The organism is Mesorhizobium sp. WSM4808 (genome assembly GCF_055811675.1).
The window spans coordinates 86,183-106,736 of sequence record NZ_JBVVQX010000019.1; the positions used below are offsets into that span (position 1 = coordinate 86,183).

17 protein-coding genes and 3 pseudogenes are annotated in these 20,554 nt (G+C 57.4%); 4 read left to right on the top strand and 16 right to left on the bottom strand.

Features of this window, described 5'->3' with window-relative positions; genetic code table 11:
* Positions 1-36: 36 nt before the first annotated feature.
* Genes nolL through AC0L2U_RS28140 form a run of 3 tightly spaced genes read right to left on the bottom strand, consistent with a single transcriptional unit; the run spans position 37 to position 1,721 of the window.
* Complete coding sequence (gene nolL, locus AC0L2U_RS28130) at positions 37-1,158, bottom strand: nodulation factor fucose acetyltransferase NolL (protein ID WP_473602996.1); 1,122 nt, start codon at positions 1,156-1,158, stop codon at positions 37-39.
* Positions 1,151-1,498: a hypothetical protein gene (locus AC0L2U_RS28135; protein ID WP_473602974.1), complete on the bottom strand. Its 348-nt coding sequence runs from the start codon at positions 1,496-1,498 to the stop codon at positions 1,151-1,153. Before AC0L2U_RS28135 ends, nolL begins: the two co-directional genes overlap by 8 nt.
* Positions 1,499-1,544: 46 nt before the next feature.
* Positions 1,545-1,721, bottom strand: a complete 177-nt coding sequence (locus AC0L2U_RS28140; protein WP_473602998.1) for a hypothetical protein — start codon at positions 1,719-1,721, stop codon at positions 1,545-1,547.
* A gap of 152 nt (positions 1,722-1,873) precedes the next feature.
* On the opposite strand from AC0L2U_RS28140, the gene AC0L2U_RS28145 reads away from it, so the two are divergent.
* On the top strand, positions 1,874-2,815 hold the full coding sequence (locus AC0L2U_RS28145) for a LysR family transcriptional regulator (protein ID WP_473602975.1): 942 nt from the start codon (positions 1,874-1,876) through the stop codon (positions 2,813-2,815).
* Between the two features lie 38 nt (positions 2,816-2,853).
* Here AC0L2U_RS28145 and AC0L2U_RS28150 read toward each other — a convergent pair.
* The 8 genes and pseudogenes from AC0L2U_RS28150 to AC0L2U_RS28185 form a co-directional block, all read right to left on the bottom strand.
* Positions 2,854-3,193 (bottom strand): annotated as a pseudogene (locus AC0L2U_RS28150) (TIM barrel protein); the annotation flags it as partial.
* Between the two features lie 72 nt (positions 3,194-3,265).
* Positions 3,266-3,904 carry an FMN-binding negative transcriptional regulator gene (locus AC0L2U_RS28155; RefSeq protein WP_473602976.1) on the bottom strand — a complete coding sequence of 213 codons (639 nt, stop codon included), beginning with the start codon at positions 3,902-3,904 and terminating at the stop codon, positions 3,266-3,268.
* 264 nt (positions 3,905-4,168) lie between these two features.
* A complete protein-coding gene (nodB, locus tag AC0L2U_RS28160; protein WP_473602977.1) occupies positions 4,169-4,828 on the bottom strand; it encodes a chitooligosaccharide deacetylase NodB in 660 nt (219 codons plus the stop codon).
* A 93-nt stretch (positions 4,829-4,921) separates the two neighbouring features.
* On the bottom strand, positions 4,922-6,937 hold the full coding sequence (locus AC0L2U_RS28165; RefSeq protein ID WP_473602978.1) for a carbamoyltransferase family protein: 2,016 nt from the start codon (positions 6,935-6,937) through the stop codon (positions 4,922-4,924).
* Positions 6,938-7,214: 277 nt separating this feature from the next.
* Entirely contained in the window at positions 7,215-8,003 is a 789-nt protein-coding gene (locus AC0L2U_RS28170) for an ABC transporter permease (protein ID WP_473565008.1), read from the bottom strand.
* Between the two features lie 3 nt (positions 8,004-8,006).
* Complete coding sequence (nodI, locus tag AC0L2U_RS28175) at positions 8,007-9,029, bottom strand: nodulation factor ABC transporter ATP-binding protein NodI (protein ID WP_473602999.1); 1,023 nt, start codon at positions 9,027-9,029, stop codon at positions 8,007-8,009.
* Positions 9,030-9,078: 49 nt separating this feature from the next.
* Complete coding sequence (gene nodC, locus AC0L2U_RS28180; protein ID WP_473565006.1) at positions 9,079-10,353, bottom strand: chitooligosaccharide synthase NodC; 1,275 nt, start codon at positions 10,351-10,353, stop codon at positions 9,079-9,081.
* Between the two features lie 127 nt (positions 10,354-10,480).
* Positions 10,481-11,074 carry a NodA family N-acyltransferase gene (locus AC0L2U_RS28185; RefSeq protein ID WP_473565005.1) on the bottom strand — a complete coding sequence of 198 codons (594 nt, stop codon included), beginning with the start codon at positions 11,072-11,074 and terminating at the stop codon, positions 10,481-10,483.
* 363 nt (positions 11,075-11,437) lie between these two features.
* Between AC0L2U_RS28185 and AC0L2U_RS28190 the strand changes: the two genes are divergently transcribed.
* A complete protein-coding gene (locus AC0L2U_RS28190) occupies positions 11,438-11,770 on the top strand; it encodes a hypothetical protein (RefSeq protein ID WP_473602979.1) in 333 nt (110 codons plus the stop codon).
* A gap of 182 nt (positions 11,771-11,952) precedes the next feature.
* Here AC0L2U_RS28190 and nodS read toward each other — a convergent pair whose 3' ends face one another.
* The 4 genes from nodS to AC0L2U_RS28210 all read right to left on the bottom strand — a co-directional run bounded on the left by nodS (position 11,953) and on the right by AC0L2U_RS28210 (position 16,796).
* Positions 11,953-12,567, bottom strand: coding sequence for a nodulation methyltransferase NodS (nodS, locus tag AC0L2U_RS28195; RefSeq protein WP_473602980.1), 615 nt, complete (start codon positions 12,565-12,567; stop codon positions 11,953-11,955).
* A gap of 955 nt (positions 12,568-13,522) precedes the next feature.
* A complete protein-coding gene (locus AC0L2U_RS28200) occupies positions 13,523-14,476 on the bottom strand; it encodes a GDP-L-fucose synthase family protein (RefSeq protein WP_473565000.1) in 954 nt (317 codons plus the stop codon).
* A gap of 87 nt (positions 14,477-14,563) precedes the next feature.
* A complete protein-coding gene (gmd, locus tag AC0L2U_RS28205; protein WP_473602981.1) occupies positions 14,564-15,664 on the bottom strand; it encodes a GDP-mannose 4,6-dehydratase in 1,101 nt (366 codons plus the stop codon).
* Positions 15,665-15,803: 139 nt separating this feature from the next.
* Entirely contained in the window at positions 15,804-16,796 is a 993-nt protein-coding gene (locus AC0L2U_RS28210) for a nodulation protein NodZ (protein WP_473602982.1), read from the bottom strand.
* Positions 16,797-17,496: 700 nt separating this feature from the next.
* Here AC0L2U_RS28210 and AC0L2U_RS28215 point away from each other — a divergent pair.
* Positions 17,497-17,908, top strand: a pseudogene (locus AC0L2U_RS28215) (transposase family protein); the annotation flags it as partial.
* Positions 17,909-18,017: 109 nt separating this feature from the next.
* Here the strand turns inward: AC0L2U_RS28215 and AC0L2U_RS28220 are convergent.
* Positions 18,018-19,184 (bottom strand): NAD(P)/FAD-dependent oxidoreductase, encoded by a 1,167-nt coding sequence (locus AC0L2U_RS28220; protein ID WP_473602983.1) that lies wholly within the window; start codon positions 19,182-19,184, stop codon positions 18,018-18,020.
* Between the two features lie 705 nt (positions 19,185-19,889).
* On the opposite strand from AC0L2U_RS28220, the pseudogene AC0L2U_RS28225 reads away from it, so the two are divergent.
* Positions 19,890-20,554, top strand: a pseudogene (locus AC0L2U_RS28225) (helix-turn-helix domain-containing protein); the annotation flags it as partial.

The window sequence follows — 20,554 nt, forward strand, 5'->3', positions numbered from 1 at the left end:
AACGTCGTTGCTTGTCATCGCGACCATTGTGGGCGGCTAATTTATTGCAGAGTGAGATTTGAGCAGACGTGGGCGTGGCGGCGCTCCGACAAGGATCTGCGACACATATCCAAGGTCGCGCGCAATCTTGCGAATTGCCATCGCTGCGGCGACAATCGTCACTCCAAGCACACTTGCGAAGGCAATTCTGGTCGTCAGATTCCAGGCTTCTCCAAACTGGATGAAATCCATGAGGCGAAACGCGGCACCCTGAACAAGATAAACGAGCAGCGTGCTCTGACCGAGCTGCATCGCGACAAACTGAGCTATTCTAGTGGAGGAGGCGGCTCTCCAGCATTGGACCATAAACTGCATTGCCACCGTGGAAGCCGCTGCAGAGCCGGCGAACATCAGCAGCACTTGTTTGGCTGATTCTTCATCATCTATCAAAACATGATTGTTGAAGGCGTAGGTCTGCTTATCCCACAGAAGTAAGGATATGAAAGCTACTATCGAAAGCAAGAGTACAAAGGTCGATTTGTGAGTCCAGATGATACTTTTCTGCCATCCAATTGGCTGGGCAAACAAGACCCCCAAACAATAAAATGGGTAAGTGTATCTTACCAACGGGGCTATTGACAATGTGACGGGCGCGAATGCGACCCCGATGGCGGATGCGCTTATGATCCACATCGGTAGCTGTTTGAAAGTTGCAAAAACACGAACTAGGACGAATGAAATAAACGCCGCCCATATGAACCAGTATGTTCCCATGATTTCCTTCGATAGATCCAGCAATACATCAGTTGGACTCTTCGTTGGATAGATCGTAACGGTCTTTAGGGCGAAAATAAACGCGCACCAAACAAACATTGGCAGTAGTAACTGTACTGCTCGATCACGGACCCCTTGAGGGAACGATTTTCGAATAATTGCCCCGGAAGAGACATATCCACTTATCGCCATAAAGAGAGGCATATGAAATATGTATATTAGGTTATAATACGGAGACGTCCAGAAGTCGTCGGTACCTCTATAAATTATATATTGTAATAGGTGTCCAATTATTACCAAAGTAATTAGTACACCTTTGGCGAAATCGAGGCTTAGGTCTCGATCTTTTATTTCCTCTGGGCGCGAGCCGCGTCCCTTCGCTCCAACTGTTATTTGATCAAGCATCAGAATCAAGCCCATCAGTTGCGGTTGCTACCGGCCGTGGGCACGGCGAGCGCGCCAGTTTCGGTGAAAAGGATCGGGACTTGCGCGGATCGCGGCGTGGTATCGAAGGCCGACTGGCTGCAACCGAGCGGACAAATTCCCAGTACCTGATCGCAAAAGCTGGAGCGCAGTGGCGGTCGCGATCAAGTGTGGCGACGCGAACGCCCGGAACTATTGTCGCCAGGCCGTCTCTGCAGGACCTCTCGCTACGGTTCCGCAGCGCGTGCCGAACCGTGCCAAATGCGAATGGAATGACAAGCTGCTGCAGCACCGGACGCATGACGCGGATAGAATGGCTCATTCGAGTCTCTCAAGATCCGGATGCACACTGTACAATCCGAGTTCGCCTACCAAGAATCAAACTCGCCAGGCAGGATGAAACGGCGGGTCCAAGTGAGCCACTGCGCTGTGCACATAGGGCCGATTTCGCGAACCTGCGGACTTGCACCGGCCCAGCTACGACCACCTGAAAACCCTTGTCGGCCAATTGCCTTTTCAGAAGATGGAGGAGAGTTCGAAATAATCGGCTACTTGCAAGTCATTTTCCCAGCACACCCTCAGAAGCAGTGGCCTGATCGGGTGCATCTCAGGTGCGGTCGTCTATGCAGCGCCCTGGAAGTTTGGTAAAATCGATTGTTTAGATCGCGAGCATCCACGCTATGGATAAGTGAAAGCGATGCGCTTCAGAGGCCTTGATCTGAACCTTCTCGTTGTGCTTGACGCGCTGCTGACCCAGCGCAACCTTACGGCGGCGGCAAGCAGCATCAACTTAAGTCAGCCGGCCATGAGCGCGGCCGTCGCCCGGCTGCGCGACTATTTCAAGGATGAACTGTTTACGATGAACGGCCGCGAACGTGTTCTAACCCCACGTGCGGAAACACTCGCGCCCGCTGTTCGCGGCGCACTCTTGAAAATCCAGAGTTCGATTATTTCTTGGGATCCGTTTAATCCGGCTCAGTCCGATCGCCGTTTCAGGATCACTCTTTCTGATTTCGCCACACTCGTGTTTTTTGAAAAGGTCGTGGAGCGTGTTGCACGCGAAGCACCCGCCGTCAGCTTCGAATTGCTGCCGCTCGACGAGGACCCCGGTGAGCTTCTCCGGCGCGGTGACGTCGATTTTCTGATTTGTCCAGAATTGTTCATGTCGAACGCGCATCCAAGAGCGGCGCTGTTCGACGACACGTTCGTGTGCGTGGGCTGCCCCACGAACAAGCAACTGCCGCAGCAGCTTACATTCGAGAGATACATGTCGATGAGGCACGTTGCGGCCAAGTTTGGGCCGACGCTGAAAGGCTCGATCGAGGAGCGTTTTTTGCTTGAGCATGGCCTCAAGAGACGTGTCGAGGTTATCGTGCAGGCCTTTGGCATGATCCCGCCGATGGTCTCAGGCACAGCCCGTATAGCGACCATGCCCTCCCGGCTGGTTGAGCATTTCAAGAAAACCTTCCCACTAAAGATCATCGAACTTCCGCTGCCGCTTCCCGCATTTACCGAGGCGCTGCAATGGCCCGCCCTTCACAACAGCGATGTGGCAAGCGTCTGGATGCGAGAGATATTGTTGCAGGAGGCGTCTCGAATGACTTCTCCGCGGGACGCCAAAAAGGGTCGCAAGCCCTGATTGATACCGCGTCTCACGCCGCCACTCGTGTCACCGGCGTGTCGATCGAGATCAATGCTCGCGGCAAGTGCGTCTGCGAAGTTCGTCCTGCGGGTCGGCTGCGTCGAGAAACGGTGCGAATGAGAAGGGTCCCCCGTAGCCGCCATCAAGCAGCGCCCGGATCTGGCTGCCATTGTCGGAACCGACTAGGACGCGATCCGGGTAGATCCAGTGGATCGGATCGTTCACGCTTGAAATGTGCACGAGACCAGTCAGTTCGCAGGAGAAGAATGGCTCCCCGGCGAGCGTGTGATGAAATGTGTCGTGCACGAGGCGGAAGACGGACTGGCCATCAATGGCGGCAATGGCCTTAGCCGCTTCGTTCTTCGAGCAAGTCTGAGACATCGCCTGAGCTAACTCGTAGCCATCCGTCTGCTTCATGCGCCAAGCATCGCCCCGCTTTGTACTCGATCACTGGCGACGCCCGGGCTTTGGGATGAGAGCGGCGATCTCGCGGTCAGATGCCCGCTCGCTCGCCGCAAGGCCCGCAGCCACGCCAGCGCGGTCGGCCGCGTTCCGGTTCTGACTCAGTTTTCGCTTGCTCTCCAGCCTCGTGATCGGCATGCGCAAGCCAACGATTCCGCGGAGTTGCGCCTGTACAAAATCCGGCGGTGCATCCGATACCGCCCAAGGCGAGGCGCGCTCGCCCTCCTGGTGGTCAGTCAGACGTTTCACAACGTCCAGCAGTCTTCCCGCATGCTCGAAGAACTCGACCGGACCATAGGCGTGGACGGCGATGTAATTCCAGGTCGGGACGACCTTCCCGGTTTCCTGTTTGGTCGCATACCATGCCGGCGTCACATAAGCGTCCGGCCCCATGAAGATGGCCAAGCCGTCGCCCATCGGGGGAACATGGCACTGGGGATTAGCCTTCGCGAGGTGGCCGTAGATGACGCCGTGCTCGCCCTCGCTCTCATCAAGCAAGAGCGGCAGTGGCGTTGCAAGCGGCCCTTCCGCGGTGACTGTAACGAAGTTCGCCAGCAGCGCCGCGCGGATCGTCGCGCGCAGGCCCTCCTTGTCGTCGTCGCGGAAAGCGGGAGGGATGTACATCGCGAAAACTCCTTGCGTTACCAACAGATACCGGCAACCTGGCCTGCTGGAAACAGCCAGTCAGAAGTCATCGACGTGGTCCAGATCGGTCGCGCGCCGGATCTCCGGGGGTGTGCGAAGTCGAGGACCCCTGGGTCATTTGCAGCCGAGGTCGGGCGTATCACCCCTAACGGCAATGGCGACTAGTTTGCCGGCAGGCGTAAACGGTTCTTCATAAGCGAGATCACGGTACTGGCTGGGAAAGCAGGGCGTAGGATCTCGCGTTCAGTGATGTTCTGGAAGCGAGCGAATTTCATATCCGCATGCATCTAATGCCGGAATCAGATTGGACAGTGCCGTAACCGTTTGGTCGCGCAGACTGGCTTGAGTGCTCCGTCTCGACTCGTCGGGAGGGCAACCGTCGTGCAGGAGCACGATTGCGCCGGGCCGGATCGAGGCGAGCACTGCGTCGACGATCGCGTCGGCGCCGGGACGCGACCAGTCTCTTGGGTCTATCGACCAATGAAGGGCCGCCAGACCGGCGATCTCTGAGGCAGTGAACACTTCTTCGCTCCAGGCGCCGTATGGCGCGCGAACGTAGCGGATCGAGGCCTGCGGGCATGCTACCATGATGGCACGGTTCGCCTCAAATACCTCATGTTGCACTTCGCCCAAGCCGCATTTGGATAGATCCGGATGAGACATCGTGTGGTTGCCTACCTCATGCCCTTCTGCGATCATGCGCTGGATGAGATCCGGGTGCTCTGCGGCGTAGGCACCAATGACGAAGAAAGTCGCTGGCACCTGATTTTGCGCCAGCACATCGAGTATCTGTGGTGTGAAAAATGGATCGGGGCCGTCGTCAAACGTCAGAAAAACGCTCCGACGGCCGGTTCCATCAGCGCATTCACTCCGCACCTCCCTTCTGTCATCAAGATGTTTCATAGAACCCTTGCCTCGGCCTACTGGATCGGAGACAGTCATATGAAGGTGCTGACCGGTGGTTCGGCCCTATTGTCGGTCGTCCAGACTTTGGCATCAGTTTTGGTGGACGCGAGCAGCTTGCGAGGGATGCATCCGAACGTGGCGCTGCTCCCACAATTGGCGCAGCTCTCCTGTAATAGCCTCGCGCAGGCCCTGATCCAGCGTAATTGTGTCGAGTAGATCCGCGAGCACCGCTTCGCCTTCGATCCGCGTCAGCAGATCGAACAAGTCATGTGAAATACGCGCACAGTCACGGTGATCCGTTCGGATTTCGCAGACGGTCTCGTGGCGATCCCGCGCCGTGTATTCGCGGACTTTATGCAGGGATGCATAAGGCGGCAATGAAACCGCGAGCGCAGTCCAATCCTGCAGCGTTGCGGCCCGTTTTTTGACGAGGTACGGCCCGACCACAAGTCCATCCAGCTCTGTTGTCAGGAACGTGGCAATCGAGTCTGCAACCGAATCTACGATCGGCTCTGCATTGTTGTTAAAGGACGTATTGAGCAGAATTGGGATGCCTGTCCGCCGCTTGAAGGCATTGATGACATCCCAGTAGGCCGGACTGGCCTTGCGCGATACTGTTTGCAGCCGCGCCGTACCGTCGACATGCGTGATGGCGCCGAGCAAATCACGCTTGGAATCGCGCACACGAACTACGAAATTCATAAAGGGAAATTCGCAAGCACTGCCCGGGAGGTCGAAAAATTCGCGCGCATCCTCCTCCAACACTGATGGGGCGAACGGGCGATATCCTTCCCTCTTCTTGACCATAGCGTTGATCCGGTCCTTGTTTGAAGCGGGCCTGGGGTCGGCAAGAATGCTGCGATTTCCGAGCGCTCGCGGCCCGAATTCCGAACGACCTTGCACCCAGCCGATCACGGCGCCACCGACCATCCACTCGGCTGCCCTATCCGCTACCTCCTCAGTGCGTTCAAACTCCAGGTGCCCCGCCCATGCCTTTAGTTCCTCTTCGACAGCGTGATCGCTCGCGAGTTCCGGCCCCCAATTGACCTCCTGCAATCGCGTACGCGGCGCTGGGCGGCCCAGCTCATTAGACACGATTAGCGCGGCGCCTAATGCGCACCCAGCGTCATGCGATGCGGGCTGCACGAAGATGTCTGCGAAAAGTCCTGAATAGAGCAGCTTGCCGTTCATGGAGCAATTGTGCGCTACTCCGCCGGCCAGGCACAAGCGCGTCATCCCGGTGGCCTCACGATAATGGCGAAGAATGTGAAACACGATGCGTTCGAGCGCTTCCTGTAAAGACGCACTCACATCCATATGCTGCTGGGTGAATGGCATTCCCTTTTGCCGAACCTGAATGCTGCGGAGCAAAGTCGGACCGATGCGGTCAAGGTGGACGCGATACTCGCCGTTTGCAGAGAGTTCATAGAATTGCTCAAAAAGCTCGCGATAGGGAACGGGAACGCCGTAGGGGGCAAGCCCCATGACTTTATACTCATCGAACATTCCGTAGCCGAGATACCGGATCGTCTCGAGGTAAAATTGCCCCAGAGAATTGTTCTCGGGGAAAGTCGCGAGTTGCGTAATTTCAGTACCAGATCCTACTGCCACAAGGCCCGACTGGAAATCACCTGAGCCATCAATCGCGAAAATCAGACTTTGCTCGAAGCCCGACATTGCAAAGGCACTCACGGCGTGCGCCTGATGATGACCTACGAATGAGATACGCGAAGCGTCGAGCTCGGTACCGAACTCCTGCGCCAGCAGCTGCTGCATCAACAGTTTGGCATCCAGTGGAATGGCGGCGTCCGGCTGGGAAACAAGCATGTTTTCAAGCATGGCGTTGCTATAGTCTTCGGTAGCGTAGAACGCCACTCGATCGATTTCGCTGAGCTGAACCCCAGCGGCTGAAAGACAGTATTGGACCGAACCAAGCGGCAGCTTGTTGGAGTGTTTGATCCGATTGAGGCGTTCCTCTTCTACCGCCGCGATGACCTGTCCGTCTCGGACGAGCACCGCAGCGCCATCGTGCATGAATGTGTTGGGAATCTGAAATCTGTTTTCATAGACTTTGTCCAATCCGCCGCTCAATCCTAGACACAGCATGTCGCTCTCCATTATCGTACAGGAAGACTAAATTGGCCTGTCTCAAGGCCGTTCGATCAGAAACAGGCTGCGTGGTCGTTCGCGCCACGAAGGCCAGCCAACATTACCGGCCTCAAAGAATTCTCATACGTCGGCCCGGACCAAGAGAGATCCTCTGCTCGAGGCACCAGGCGTACCATAGCGTTGTGGGATTGAATCGACGCCAGCCAAACCCTTCGTGGCACATGCTGGCGACGTCGTTTTATTTGCGTCCATAGCGCATGTTTATCTCCTTCTCTCAGCGCATCAGTCGGCGGCGCAACAGCGCCATCGAGAGGAAGAATGGCAACAGCGCGTAGAGGCCGAGCACCCCGATGTGCAGGGCGATGCCGCCGATCGGGCGATCAAGCATGACCGGCCGAATGAGGTCGATCGCATGTGCCAGCGGCATGCATCGCGCTATCTGCTGAAAGGTGTCAGGCAGCTGATTCAATGGGAAAACGGCGCCCGACAGGAACAGCATGGGTGTAAGGATAAGCGTCTGGTAAAATACGAAGTACTCGTAGCTGGGCGAAAGTGCGGTGACGACCATCGCGAGGCTGGCAAATACGAACCCTGTCAGAACAATGAATGGCAGCGCATAGAGGACGGACGGCCAGGCTGTATAGCCCAACGCTGCGGTGACAATGGTAATTGCCATACCGGCTAGGAAGGCCTTGCTGGCTGCCCACGCCAGTTCACCCAGAACGATATCGCCGAGGGTAACGTGCGTATACAGCATGGCTTCCCATGTGCGTTGAGAATGCATGCGAGCGAAAGCCGCGTACAGTGTTTCGAGGGTAGAGGCGGTCATCGCACCGACCCCGACCATGCCGGCCGCCAAAAAGGCGATGTACGGCGCACCGTCGACCCGGCCAACCATTATGCCGAGGCCGGTACCGAGGCCGAAAAGGTAGATCATTGGATCGGCGAGGTTACCGAGAATCGCTACGAATGCGACTTTCTTCCATGCCAGATAGTTGCGGCGCCACACCGCAACCCAGTTCCACGCATTGGCGGGCAGCACCGCCGCAAGACCTTCAATCATCGTTCACTCCTCCATCTCGCGCCCGGTCAGTCGCAAGAAAACATCCTCGAGATTGGCTGGACGCAGAAGGAGGCGCAGACTTGGTCGCCCCTGGAGTTGCGTGCGCACCTGATCGGGGTCTGGCCCATAGCAGTAGAGCGTTTCGCCGCTGACCTCGATGCGCTGAGAATGGGGCTTGACCAGCGAATGCAACTCGTGCGGATCGCCGCCGTAAATCTCCATGACCTGGCATCCGATATGCTCGTCGATCAGAGCCTGCGGGCGGCCTTCGGCGATGTAACGACCCCTTTCGAGCACGCACAGCCGATCGCATAATCGCTCAGCCTCTTCCATAAAATGCGTGGTCAGGATAATCGTCTTGCCGCGCGCCAACAGGGCGCGCAGCCGCTCCCAGATCAGGTGGCGCGCATGCGGGTCGAGGCCGGTGGTCGGCTCGTCCATCACGATGAGCTGGGGGTCGTTCATCAACGCCCGCGCCATCGTCAGGCATCGCTTCATGCCGCCGGACAATTCCAAGACGCGCGCATCCGCCTTGCGCTCGAGGCGAGCAAACTCGAGAAGCGACGGGATGACCGCTTCGCTCTGGCGTGTGCTCATGCCGAAGTAGCGGCCGAACACCAGCAGGTTCTCGCGTACGGTGAATTCCTGGTCAAGATTGTCGAATTGGGGGACCACGCCGATGCCCCTACGTGCCAGCCGAGCGCGCGCCGGCACCGGGACGCCGAGCACCGTGATGGTGCCCGCGTCAGGGCATGTCATGCCGAGGAGCATACGCGCAATCGTGCTTTTGCCCGCCCCGTTTGGCCCCAGGAGGCCGAAACACTCTCCCGACGCAACGGTGAACGACAGGTCGTCGACAACGACCTTGTTCCCATAGGACTTGGTTACGCCAGCGAAATCGACTGCCACGGTCGACAAAGAGCCAGGCACGGATCTCTTCGCGCTTGTTTGCCCCTGAGATTCCCGTTCGATCGCAGGAGTCTCGATCTGCCGCAGATCCTCTGGGTCCAACTTCAGGTTCAACACTTGCTGTTTCTGGTCCTGGCTCAAAACTCTTCCACCTGCGATCACGTGATTATTGCTGTTCGCTGTAAGCTGCGTCAGATCCAACCAAGTTGGGCTTTGGAATGGCGCCGCCGGTATCTGGCACAGTGGCCGCAGGGCTTCGCGACAACCAATCGCTATTGCTCAATGTACACAGCGCGTATGCTTTCAATGGGAGCAAGAGAAAGATGTTGATGAGTGTGTGGAGCGAGAAACCGAGAAATCGAAGTTGGCGCGAACGAAACGCTGCCACGCTGCAACGAACTATAGTCATGACCGCAATCGTCAGGCATGCCGTCCAAGGCACAGTACCTGTGGTAACGAACTGCGCGATCCCCGCCAGGAGCGACAAAGAGAGCAATAGTGGGCCAAGGTTCTGCCCAATCACGTCCAATGTGAGATAGATATTAAGACCGCGCAGCAGTTGGAGCGCCAGCAACGTGTCACGGAACGTGCTCCGAGCCCAGCGAAGCTGTTGGCGCAGATAGGGACCCATGCTGTTGGGAACGACTGTTGCTGCGACGGCCTCCGGGACATACTCTGTTCGAAAGCCTGCTTTCAACATCAGGATCGTAAGGTGGCGGTCCTCACCGAAGTCGCTCGGCTTCCCTCGAAAGCGCTGCGTCTCATATTGATCCAGCAGCGAAACAAGCGCGGTTCGCCGGTACATGGCACACGGACCGCAGCAACACATGACGGCACCGAACCGAGCCTGCGCTGCCCGCTCTTCGTTGCAGGCGAGCCAGTATTCCATGTCAATCAACCGCGTCAGCCAAGTTTCATCGCGATTGCTAGCCGCCAACTGGCCCATGGCGGCGCCGATCGCTTGATCTTGCATCTTCTGCGCAAGCCTTGTGACGACGTCCGGCGCGAGTATCGTGTCCGAATCGACATTGAGCACCAAATCTCCGCACGAGCGGCGAACCGCCACGATCTGTGCCTTGCGCTTTCCGACATTCTTTGGGAGCGCAATGAAGTTGAACCTCGGATCGCGAGCGTATTCCTCGTGTACACCTGCGAGCGCATCGCGGTTTCCGGAACCGTCATCAACAACATAGACCTGCAGTTTTCCGGCGTAGTCCTGACCTGCAATGGAAGCCAGGCAGTCCGAGAGGGTGCGAGGGGCCTCGTTGTAGCACGGGATAATGACATCGACGCTCGGCCAAGGCTCACAGCCGGCCGGTTCGCCCGAGGTCGGCGATACGTTTGCAGGCAGGGTGTAGAACACCTGCGCGGTTTTATAGATGCTCGACAACAGCGCGTAAGAGCAGATGGCAATAGTACTGGCTGGGGCAAATAGGTTCATGGGACGTCAGATTCTTCAGTGAAGTTGAGGAAGCGAGCGGATGGTAGATCCGCGATCAATGCTGGAATCAGATCGATCAATGCCATGAGAGGCGGGTCGCGCTGCCTGATATCATTGCGGGCGTTCTTCATAGCTCTGGACCGTTCCGATCGATCAAGGTGCCGGCCGGCCACTCGCTCATTGAGCATCCAATTGGGAGCACAATGACGAGTACGTCGTCGTCGACTCGCGTGGGAGGCAGATCGGGGTACACGTCCGGGAGGGTTGAGCGCACGCGAACGCCCGACAAAATGTTCGCCAAGCCTTTGCGGCAGAACCTCCCAACATGGTTCCGGAGCGCGGGCCGAACCGAGCCGAAAGCGAATGGAACGCCAAGCTGCTGTAGCACTGGATGCATCACGCTGATCGAGTGGGCGATTCCTAGCCCCTCAAGATCCGGACGCACCCCGTATAGACCGAGTTCAGCGACAAGCAGATCAGCGTCGCCAACTTTGATGTATCGGCGCAGCAGGCCTAAGTGAGCCGCTACCCCGTGCACATCATAGCCGATTGCGCGGACCTCCGGTCTTGCACCGGCCCAACTTCGACCGCCTGCGAATTGCTTTCCATTAAAGGCTCCGGTAGGCTCATAGGTCTTCCGGAAGAACTCAGAGAGTTCGAGGTGATCGGAAAGCTGCAACTCATTTTCCCAGCACAACCTCCACTGCACGTCAGAGCGCATGCGAAGACTTCCTTTTTTTCGGGTTCTTTTGTGCACCCCACGCGGTAAAGCAACGGCGGTGCGTGTCATGTGGGGGTCTATGAACCACCCCCCCAGATTGGTAAAATTGATTGTTTAGATCGCGAGCATCCACGCAATGGATGGCAAAACCATGCGTTCAAAGGCCTTGATCTGAACCTTCTGGTCGTGCTCGATTGGCCCGACAAACGACGACACCGAGGCAGCTGTCGGTGACACAACCTGCCTCAAGAGCGGCCGTCAGAGCGTGGCTGCGCCTCGTGCCGAAGCAGCGATTAAGTGGAACATGGGTCCGACTGTTAGGCGTTAGCAAACGCGGCGCGCGTTGACGCACGCTGATGATTGATGGCGATCGCGCAGCTTTTGACAGCGCCGGCGGCAAACAGGCTCCGGCGAAGCCTCTGGCTCGACAAGTTGCTGCAAAGGCGGCATCCCGATGGCGCGGCGGTCGCGCTCGCCAACAAGGATCGTTTGTTCGATGCTCTCGAGTGCCGCCTGGCAACCGGTACTGACGGTGAAGGCGGGCGGACGGACCTGGAGAGCGAGAAGGAGGGCGCACCTGCCTTGCAGCAAAATGGGAAAGGTGGGAAATGGTCATCCCGTCACTTCCGAACCTGCTGTGTGGACCGGAAAGGCTTCGGCCAACGTCTGGGGGCCGCTGAGTTGGAGGTCGGGTGAAAACCCGTTGAGGCTCGCGGCGCTGAACATCGAGCCGCATGAAGAAGCCGGATATCTAAGCAGTTGTGACCATCACCGGATCCAGCTAATTTGTTGATCGGCGCCCTTATACATCCACTTATATAAGGTCAGCTTGATACAGAGGCGCGGTGACTCCAAGTCAACCTCGACAATTCGTCTGATCAGGAAGCGGAAATCGGCTTTCGGAAGCGGGCCAGCAGGCAGTCTTCATTGATGGACGCGCCCCGGCACTCGATGCGCTTCATCTCGGTCAACGATTCGTTCAGTATGGCGATAGTGGTCTCTGCACCAGCAGCGTGCCCCCAACGTTGGCAACTGGTGTCGCGTGCCGACCCGAAAATCAGGTGCCCGCCTGGCGCAAGCAGGCCTACCAAGTTGCGGACTGCTGCGCGGATCTGAACGAGATCTCCGACGTAGTAAAGAACCTCCGCCACGACAATCAGGTCGAATGGCTCATCACTCGAAAACTGTTGAACATCGGAGATTATCCAGCTGATGTGCGACGCCTCTTTCATGCGCAAACGTGCTCGCGTAATCGCTGGCTCCACGACATCGATCACAGTGAGTCGCTTGCAATGGGGAGCTAGTCGCTCCGAAAAGGCGCCGGCAGCGCACCCGACTTCAAGCGCATTTGCGACAGGACCTTGCGCAAGCGACAAGCTGAGAATTTGCGTATGGCGCTCCCGCTCGAACGGATTGCCATCGAGCCGCCATGGATCGTCTGCGGCCATTTCTCGATTCAGCAGTTCATAATCGATCTTGTAGGTCAAATTCACACCTCGCTAAAGCAGCATCACCGGCGCTGCAAAATGCCGTCAGACGTCGGCAGGGTCGGGACCAAGGCACGCTAATTCTGAAGTCCCAGCACCAATTTCCACTGCCTTCGGATCGTTGCCTTCTGCACTCCAATGGGCATTGGTGATGGTGCTCAGGCTTTTTCGTCGGGCGTCCCCGCAGGCCGAGGCACTTGGTTTCGGTCACACCCCTCTAATAGGAGCGGCAGGATTGGCAAATTGATTGTTCGGATGACAACCATCCACGCCCTAAACACATCGAACGCGGAATTGGGCGTGGCTGGGTCGCCGCAACCGCGGTCGTCTGGTCCATGAAACAGCCATTCACCGGTGCTACCGAGCACAAGACGCCGCACGCAGATGGGCGTGGCCTGCGATGCGTTTGTCGGCTTCGCGGAGCGAGCTGGATTCCTGAAAGAGGCGGAAATGCCGCGGATCGCTGCTTCCAATTCGGGCGGTGGACAGGTTTAGGATCGTTCGTCCGCCCATCTCGTGTGCCGGCTGCGCCGTATGCGCTGACAATGGCGGAGAACGACAAGCGTGCAACCATGGAACCGGCTGCGCGCTGCGAGGGTCGAAAATCGCGGCTACGCCGGCACGCTGATGAGGACACAGGGAGACTGGGGTTCACCACCTCAGCATGGCCGCAACCCATGACGGACAACGGGAAGATTTTGGCCGAGGCGCAGGCTTGAGTTAAGGGCGCTCACGCACAGCCGTTCAGTGCGGCCCGTATACGGTCTTACCGGCGGCTTGGCCACGCTTCTGGGGTGATGCTTTGCATCGCCGGTCGCAGTGAGGTCGGCTTGGCAACGTTAGCACAGGCCAATATGGCGGCCGCCCTGGCTATGTATGCGTCCCTCTCTTCTGTTTGGACCTGGCTGAACAAGCTTGCACCGGTCGGACATGCAGTCCAACCAGGATGCGCGCATCCACATCAAGCCTTATGAACGCGGAGAAAATCCTCATACATCTTTTGCAACCCGGCACCAAGAGAGGTTTTGGCTTTCCAGCCAAGGTTACGCAAGCGCGTTATGTCCAGTAGCTTGCGCGGAGTACCGTCTGGCTTCGTCGTGTCGAATACCAAATTGCCCTCCCAGCCGACCGTCGCCTTAACCAGTTCCGCTGCCTCGCGAATTGTGACGTCCTCGCCAACGCCAACATTAATCAGGGGCGCTGTGTCGGGGGCTGTTAAGGCGTCAAAGTCCGAATCTGCCAAGCCAATCAGGAATGCAATGGCATCGCCTACATCCGACGAATACATAAACTCTCGCCGAGGCTTTCCGGATCCCCAGACCTCTACCGAGGCGTCTCCGTTCAATTTAGCCTGGTGAAAACGGCGTATCAGAGCAGGCAGAACGTGGCAATTTCCGGGGTCATAATTATCGCCGGGACCATATAAGCTGGTCGGCATCAACGTGAGATAGCGCGTCTGGTACTGCCGGTTAAAAGACCAGCATGATTCGACTCCTGCGATTTTTGCCAAAGCGTAGGGACGATTCGTCGCTTCAAGCGGACCGGTGAGAAGGTATTCCTCACGTATCGGCTGCGGGCAGTCGCGTGGATAGATACAGGAGGAACCAAGAAAAATCATCCGCTTGACACCGGAAGCGTAAGCGGCATCAAAAACACTAAGTTGAATCGCCAGGTTGTCATGAAGGAAATCGACGGGGGAGCTAGCGTTCGCCAGTATACCACCAACCTTTGCGGCGCACATAACGACGTAATCAGGCCGCCGCGACATGAAGAACCTGCGCGTCTCGCTACGGTCAAATAGATCCAGTTCTTCGCGAGTACGTGTTATTATCTCATAGGATCCTAGCGCCTCGAGGGCTCTCATAGTGGCGGAACCAACAAGGCCGCGATGGCCTGCCACATAGACTTTCTTCATCTTTTGTTTTCCATTGATATTGCTCTGGGCGCCCCTGAAGAAGGCCACCATAGCACTTAACAACAAGCCTGCATGGCGCCGCTGTTGTCAGCATAACTCTTGTGGACAGTGTGAATAATAACCTTGCTTCATCAGCACTGCGTCACGCTCTGCCATGCGCAAATCTTCCCGAACCATCTCCCTAACCAATTCGATGAAGGAGATTTTGGGCTCCCACCCAAGTTTTTCTTTGGCCTTGCGGGCATCGCCGAGAAGTGTCTCGACTTCTGTAGGACGAAAATAACGGGGATCTACTTTTACGATCAAAGCTCCCGTCTTTGCATCGTACCCCTCTTCGTCGACCCCTTCCCCTACCCAACGAACACCAATGCCGAGTTCAGCGGCCGCGACGGTGACAAATTCGCGCACCGAATGTTGCTCACCGCTAGCGATCACAAAGTCTTCAGCTTGCTCCTGCTGAAGCATCAACCACTGCATCTTGACGTAGTCTCGAGCGTGCCCCCAATCACGACGCGCATTAAGGTTGCCCAAGAATAACGTTGGCTGCACTCCAAGCTTAATTCGAGCCAAGGCACGCGTTATTTTCCGCGTTACAAAGGTTTCTCCGCGCGTAGGTGACTCATGATTAAATAAAATGCCGTTACATGCGTACAAATTGTAAGCTTCTCGGTAATTTACGGTCATCCAATGAGCGTACAATTTGGCAACAGCGTAGGGTGATCGGGGGTAGAACGGTGTCGTCTCGGTCTGTGGCGTTTCCCGCACCAGTCCGTAGAGCTCAGACGTCGAGGCTTGGTAGTAGCGCGTATGCTCGACGAGCCCCAGGATCCGAATTGCCTCCAGGATACGCAGCGCACCCAACGCGTCCGAGTTCGCGGTGTATTCTGGTTGTTCAAAGGAGACTGCAACGTGGCTCTGAGCTGCCAGATTGTAAATTTCGTCCGGCTGAACCAGTTGGATGACGCGCGTAAGGCTGGACGAGTCTGTCAAGTCCCCGTGGTGAAGTGTAAGATCAACCCCACTTTCATGAGGATCATGATAGAGATGATCTATACGGCCTGTATTAAAAAGGGACGACCGTCTCTTTATCCCATGCACAGAATAGCCCTTTTCCAAAAGCAATTCTGCGAGATAGGAACCGTCTTGCCCCGTGACCCCGGTGATTAAAGCGACTTTTCTCTTTGACAAGCTTGAATCCTTTGATTTTGGCGCGCCCGTGCAAATGCTCGCCTGCGGCGGCATTGCGTGGCGAGAAAGGGGCGCATTGGGCAGGGCGAACGGAGCCTCTGCGAAGGCTAGAGAGAGTTCGAGCGGGCAGCCAACCCTTTCATGGAGCCGGGGAACGTTCAAAAGAGTTATCAATCAAGATCAAATGAGGCGGGTCATTCAAATCGAATTCGATGATCCGCGGCACAAACAGGCGGGCATAGCGGGAGAAGGCGCTAGTCGGAGGAAAGCGAATGACAGTGTCACATCTACCGAGGAGATACATCTCAACGAGAGCGGAAAAACCCCCGTCGGTGCCGCCCAGTGCTGCACTGTGCAAGGGGCCGGCCTGATCCGCTTGGAAGTGTTTTGGGACGGTGAAGAGTTCGGGAAACATGCCCGACAAGTGATCAACAACCCGGGCGCTGTCTGTACACAAGAACACCCTTACAGGCCTTGCATGCCGTTGCGCTTTGGCCATACGAATGGCAGTGCATACCTGCTCTAAGGCAACGTTTGGATCAGCCCAGTAAGGGGCATGATCCATAATATTTTCGCCGTTGCCGTGACGGACATGGACTCCAATTATGCTGTACCCGTCAAAGTGTTCTTGGTAGAGCGCTTCAATCCGATCCTCAATTTCGGCCCTCGGCGTGATGCTCTGAAATATCGTTCGCTCGGCTTGCTCATCGCAACGCCACATCAAGCAAGCATCACACACTACTGTGTTGGCTTCACAATCATCTTGGAGCTGGAAAAGCTTGTTAAGCTCGTCACGTTCTTGGAAAATCTGTTCATCCGGACGGTACACGCAGTCGATGGATGGCCTGTTCCACCACGACGGGAAGAAGGGACCGGGGAATGAGACGTGGTTGATCTCGTCATCGCAAATGACCCGTACACCACCGATCTCTTCAATTGGCTTGAAAAAAGCCGGAAAGGCATTCGCAAACGGGTTGTCGAGGTAACAAGAGCCGCGCCAATCTATTGCTAAAGCCCGTCCCGTCCGATGTGCGTAGTCCCATGCCGACGCGAGAGACCACAGGCAATCACCGAGACCCTCGCGCCGTCGCGAAACAACGAACCGATCCATCCTTGAGCCATCAACAAGCATCTAAATTGCCTCTTTCCAAAACACCACAACCCTCAGCTTTGCTGCTGCCTTTGAGGCAAGCGCCTGCGCAATTCCGGGAGTTTGTCATGCTGCGCCAATGCGATGTAGCTTGCGTCCATCGCGGAAGTGCCTGGCCGCGATGGACGCGCGCCCTGGGCCGGTCTTCGGCGCAGACCAGAAAATGATCTTCGGAGCCAACGCAAACATCAACCACTTTCCCTCAGGGTTACATCCTTGAATTGTTTCTATGCAACGTGCCGTAACATCGGTAAAATCGTCTGTTTTGATGAAACGCATCCACGCCATGGATGGGTGGTGACATAGGTTCCAAGGGCGTTGACCTGAAACTCTCGTTGTGCTCGACCGACTGCTAACCCAGCGTCAGCCGGGCATTAGCGCGCCTGCAACGACGGTCCCTATGATCTCCTTCGTTGCAGGCGGGCAAGAGGATTGAATTTCGACTTTGTCGCAAGACACTTCGTCTGTAGTGCACGGCTCTACTGAAAGCGGATATTTGCCGAGCGGTTTATGGAGGGGGGTTGTCGCGGAGAGATTTCGCCGGACCGTTCACCAGTTGGGCTGGCGCTCGGCGGCAGGCCGGCGGCGAGCATTGCCAGGTGGCTCGCCGCAGCATAATCGGCTAGTCTGGTGTGTTCGATCCGAGGTTTGAATGGTTCATCATTGTCGTCCGACTAAAAGGATGCACCGATGGGCCGGGGGCGGGCATGGCCACAAGACAGAGGCGATCCGTCGAGCGATACAACACAGTGAAGCGAGCCTGAGGTCGCCCTCGATCCGCTATGGCATCAACCCAAGACCGAGCAATGGAGAAGCGGGTTCGACAGCCGATCTGCCCACCGGCCCAGGGAGCCGAGATCGACGGTCTCGTCTGCCGAGGAGAGGACCGTTCTTGTGGCCTTCCGCCGCAACACGCTGCTGCCGCTCGCGCGTTCAGCCGGCGATCCCGCATTTGACGCGCTCTTCATTGCACCGATGTCCGCAGCGCAAGCATCGGGCGATTGCCAGATGCCGACGTCGACAGGCCGGCGAAGAAGAGGTTCAAGGCCTTTCCGATCGGCTTCTTCCACATTGATATAGCGAAGGTCCGTACGACCGGGGCAAGCTAAACATAAGGCCTTGTACCGCGGCACCGCCTGTCGCTATTCTTGGCGCCGCTCTGTCCCGCCGGCACCAAAGGAGACCGTCGCGCCGCCGTTGTTGTTAGATCACATTCAATTCCCTAAACGCCCGCCCTTCCGCGACTCGACCATACCCGAACGCCGAACAATCCACCGTGCGATAGCCGCCATGCACGATCAGTTCGGCCAGCGCCTTGCCGACCGCCGGCGCCTGCTGCAGGCCATGGCCGGAGAATCCGTTGGCGAACAGGAAATTGCCGACTTCGGGATGCGGACCGATCACCGCGTTCTGGTCGAGCGTGTTGTAGTCGTAGTGGCCGGCCCAGGCGCGGGTCGGCTTGATCGCCTCGAAGGCGGGAATGCGGGTCGCCAGCACCGGCCAGATCACCTCTTCGAACAGCGGCCAGTTTACCTCGAAGTCACCGGGATCGGGTGCGCGGTCGCCTTCCGACGGTTCGGCGCCGCCGGTGAGGTAGACCGAGCCTTCCGGACGGACATAGATGCCGGAGGGATCGACCAGCAGCGGCATATCGGCATATTTCTCGCGCGCCTCGAAGACGAAGACATTGCGCTTGCGCGGCTCGACCGGCAGCTCAAGCCCGGCCATGGCAGCCACCTTGCCGGCGTTCGGGCCGGCGGCGTTGACGACGATGCCAGCCTCCAGCGTCTCGCCATTGCCGAGGCTCACGCCGGTGACGCGATTGCCATCGCGCGCGATGGCGGTGACATCGGCGGTGATGAAATCGACTTTCTTCTGCCGCAGCGCCTTGCGGAACAGCGTCAGCATCGCATGCGCGTCGAACCAGCCTTCGCCGGTGCGGCCATAGGCGCCGGCTGAAATGCCCTCGGTCGACAGCCACGGGAACCGGCGCACCAGCGCATCGGCATCCTCGAGCACGATGTCGGCGCCCTCGGCCATCTGCGCCTCGTGATTGCTCTTGAGGACCGGCAAGCCGTCCTCGCCGGCAAGGATGAGGTAGCCGCCTTCGCGAAAGCCGATATCGGCGTCGGCGCCGAACTCTTCCTTCAGCCGCCGGAACAGCTTTAGCGTGAACTGCGACAGGCGGATGTTTTCCGGGATCGAGAATTGCTGACGGATCGAGGCCATCGACAGCGTCGTTGCCGCATGCGCGAATTGCGGGTCGCGCTCGACCAGCACGATCGAACCGGAAAACCCTTCCTCGCGCAGATAATAGGCGATCGCAGAGCCGACGATGGCTCCTCCGATAATAAGGATGTCGTAGCGCATGTTTTGTCGCCTTTCCGGTAACCGCCCGTGTCGATCACACAGCCGTCAGCATGATGTCGAAGCGCGTGCCGCGGCCAGGCGCGGCTTTAGCGAGTTGAAACGTGTTATGGGATGCGCTGTCAGCGGGCCTTAATGCAGTTGCCGGTCCTGCTTCACGGAGCAAGTCGTCAGCTCTGTCCGTCTTCTCCTAGGTGAACTCAGGCTCATCACGCCGAAGTGTCCTGTCGCCGTCTCGCGGTAGGGATCAACCATCTTGATGATGCCCTTCAGTCGGAGATCGAAAATATGAGCATGCCCCGCGCGCTGCTCGAGATCCTGCCCTCGTCCTTCATTCACGCCCTAGCTTATGTCCGGCGACGGCTCGGTGAGAGCCAGACTACGGCGCTACTTCGACCGCAATGTCGAGTATCGTATCGCGGGCGACTTGGCTGTAATCGATCTGCGCATGAGTGGTAACCTCGTCCTGCTGGCTTGCCATTTGGCGCTCTTCGCAAATGCTGTTCGGCGACGGATCTCTGCCGCCCAATGAACGTGAAAGTCCCGGTGAGCGTACCATTGACAGCGATTTGCGGTCGCGAAGGTTCCATGAATTTCTTTGAAGGATCTGTTGCAAACAAGAACGCAACGAGATTGGCGGGTCGAGTGCGGCGCCGAATCCGATAGCAAATCCGGCGCCGATCGCGCTTCAAGCGATGAGATCGCCAATCTCCCAAGACGATTAAGGTCGACGTCGGCGTGATTGCCGCCACGAACAGGAACCTGGAAGACGCTGTTGCAAGGAACGAGCTACGCGCCGACTTTTATTATTGCATCAGCGTTGTTGCCTTGCTGGTGCCGCCATTGCGTGAACGGCGCAGTGATATTCCGCTCCTTGCCGCTTCGATTTCAAGAATTTGAACAGCGAAAAACGGCCCTACGATGGTGTTCGATGGGAGTGCGACTGAAGTGCTGATTAACTGTGCCTTTCCCGGTCCCCGAGTTTGAAAATTGCGTGCATCGGACGGGGACCCTGGCAGCGGGAGCGTCAATCGTCAGAAGCGACTATGATTGCTCACACGGCCGATGCCTTTCCGCCATGCTATGGAAGCACGCATCGAGGGAGACTGCGCCGAAATCCGAGCCGATCGCACGATCGCCACTGAACCCATGCAATCGTCTGGTGCTTTTGCTTCGGCCGCCGTGCGGCCCCGCCTGTTGACGGCGAGCAGGCACTGCCGGCGCCTGCTCGGATAGGCCGCGTGAGCGACAGGGACATGACCGATCGCGAGCGTCTCATCGCGGCGATGGAAAGATCCGGCTGGGTAACGGCAAAGGCAGCGCGCTTGCTGAGACTGACGCCGCGCCAGATTGGCTACGCGCTGAGGAAATAG

Coding starts and splice junctions, on each gene's coding strand:
- nolL (WP_473602996.1), bottom strand. CDS start 1,158: ATGCTTGATCAAATAACAGTTGGAGCGAAGGGACGCGGCTCGCGCCCA.
- AC0L2U_RS28135 (WP_473602974.1), bottom strand. CDS start 1,498: ATGAGCCATTCTATCCGCGTCATGCGTCCGGTGCTGCAGCAGCTTGTC.
- AC0L2U_RS28145 (WP_473602975.1), top strand. CDS start 1,874: ATGCGCTTCAGAGGCCTTGATCTGAACCTTCTCGTTGTGCTTGACGCG.
- AC0L2U_RS28155 (WP_473602976.1), bottom strand. CDS start 3,904: ATGTACATCCCTCCCGCTTTCCGCGACGACGACAAGGAGGGCCTGCGC.
- nodB (WP_473602977.1), bottom strand. CDS start 4,828: ATGAAACATCTTGATGACAGAAGGGAGGTGCGGAGTGAATGCGCTGAT.
- AC0L2U_RS28165 (WP_473602978.1), bottom strand. CDS start 6,937: ATGCTGTGTCTAGGATTGAGCGGCGGATTGGACAAAGTCTATGAAAAC.
- AC0L2U_RS28170 (WP_473565008.1), bottom strand. CDS start 8,003: ATGATTGAAGGTCTTGCGGCGGTGCTGCCCGCCAATGCGTGGAACTGG.
- nodC (WP_473565006.1), bottom strand. CDS start 10,353: ATGAACCTATTTGCCCCAGCCAGTACTATTGCCATCTGCTCTTACGCG.
- AC0L2U_RS28185 (WP_473565005.1), bottom strand. CDS start 11,074: ATGCGCTCTGACGTGCAGTGGAGGTTGTGCTGGGAAAATGAGTTGCAG.
- AC0L2U_RS28190 (WP_473602979.1), top strand. CDS start 11,438: ATGGCGATCGCGCAGCTTTTGACAGCGCCGGCGGCAAACAGGCTCCGG.
- AC0L2U_RS28200 (WP_473565000.1), bottom strand. CDS start 14,476: ATGAAGAAAGTCTATGTGGCAGGCCATCGCGGCCTTGTTGGTTCCGCC.
- AC0L2U_RS28210 (WP_473602982.1), bottom strand. CDS start 16,796: ATGCTTGTTGATGGCTCAAGGATGGATCGGTTCGTTGTTTCGCGACGG.
- AC0L2U_RS28220 (WP_473602983.1), bottom strand. CDS start 19,184: ATGCGCTACGACATCCTTATTATCGGAGGAGCCATCGTCGGCTCTGCG.